The organism is Inconstantimicrobium porci (assembly GCF_009696465.1).
GTDB classification, from domain to species: domain Bacteria; phylum Bacillota; class Clostridia; order Clostridiales; family Clostridiaceae; genus Inconstantimicrobium; species Inconstantimicrobium porci.
In genome coordinates, this window is the sequence record NZ_VULX01000067.1 from 1 (window position 1) to 1,667 (window position 1,667).

The following is a 1,667-nucleotide window of genomic DNA, read 5'->3' on the forward strand; positions in this document are numbered from 1 at the left end:
CTGTCCAATTTCTTGATGTTCCATATGGAGTAAAGCCTATTGGGAAGTCTCTATTACAGTCAACTCCTCCAACTACTGAACATCTTCCTGCCCCGTTGTTAGAGATACCTTCTGATAATCCATCTGGGTTAGCTGCTGGTATTACATATATAGTCCAGTTATTTGTAGAATGATTCTGGAAGTATTCTATGACCTTATTTCCTATTTTGGTTAATTCAATACCGTCTGCTGGCCAATGATTGTTGTGGTCAAGTGTTTTTGTAACACTTTGACCTAATTTTTTTTATATCTTGCTTCGAATGGTGTCAGACCATTATTAAATGAGTGTGGACGTAAGTGGTTGTACCAGACGTATGCAAAATTATCAATATCTGAATTAAGCTCTTTATCATTATGATAATATTTTAGATTTATAAGTTCATTTTTAAGTGTGTTAAAATACCGTTCCATAGGTGCATTATCATATGGATAACCAGCCTTACTCATGCTTTGCTTTATACCGTTACCTTTACAAAAAGTAACGAACTCCTTTGACGTGAATTGAGTTCCTTGATCACTATGAAGCAATATACCACTATGTTTAGTAACATGCTGCGCGGCGAAAGCCTTTTTCACTGTTCTTATGGCTAAATCAGATGTGATTTCTTTGCCATTAAGTGAGGCAACAACGGACCTGTCATGAAGATCTATGATTGAGCAGTTATATCTTTTTTGACCGTTGGTAAGTGTAATATAAGTAAAATCAGTGCACCATTTTTCATTGATTTTGCCTGCTGTAAAATCTTGATTTAAGAGATTAGGAAACTTCTTGTAAGCTTTTCCATGTCTGTAAGAGGGCTTCTTTCTACGAACTATAGAATATAGCTTCAAGTCAGTATTCATGTATTTGTGGACAGTCTGACAGCTTAAATATATATGCTTACGTTCTAAGAATATTTTCATATTTTTATAGCCTAATACACCATTATTTTTTTGATAGATTTCTTCTATTGCAGAATATATAGACCTTTTTTGATTGGTATAAGCTTGTTTCCTTGCCTTTTTGTAGTTATAGTAGGCATTAGGATAGATATTAAATCTTCTAAGCAGCCATCGTACGCCGAAGAGCTGTTTATTATCGTCAATAAATCGATAAACCATCAATCGATTTCCTTCGCAAAGAATGCCGCTGCTTTTTTTAAGAAGTCATTTTCTTTCTGGATTTCCTGAAGCTGTTTCTTAAGTTTCCTATTCTCGGCAAGGTAATCATATTCGCTTTTTAAATCCTGGTTTGTCTGGCATTCGCTGCGGTATTGTTTAACCCAATTTGAAATACTAGCCTTTGATACTTTATATTCATCAGCTAAACTTTTAATTGTTCTCCCTTCAACATGAAGAGCTACTATTTTTCTTTTTGCTTCTTCCTCAAAATGTTGTACCATAATCCATTCCCCTTTTCATAATAAAATTATAATTTATTAGGTACTCATGTTACAACTTTACTTTATCACAACATATCTTTTAAGAAAAACTTCAAAATATAATAAAATAAAAACATTTGACTAATTGTATAATGAAATTGAACCAATAAAAAATCCATAGTGATTACCCGTGTTATAATTAAGTTGCGAAACCAAAATAACAAGGAGGATAATCACTATGAATTACCCAAATCATAACACAGAATC

2 protein-coding genes are annotated in these 1,667 nt (G+C 33.1%); both read right to left on the reverse strand.

The features are described 5' to 3' along the window. Positions 1 to 220 (reverse strand): M14 family zinc carboxypeptidase (locus FYJ33_RS16580; protein WP_328598724.1); only part of this gene is annotated, 220 nt, incomplete at its 3' end. Between the two features lie 53 nt (positions 221 to 273). Continuing rightward, positions 274 to 1,421, reverse strand: a protein-coding gene (locus tag FYJ33_RS15940; protein WP_154532941.1) for an IS3 family transposase whose coding sequence is annotated in 2 segments (ribosomal slippage) — positions 274 to 1,181 and positions 1,181 to 1,421 — 1,149 coding nt in all. Because the reading frame shifts where the segments join, the coding sequence is not laid out codon by codon here. Positions 1,422 to 1,667 lie beyond the last annotated feature (246 nt).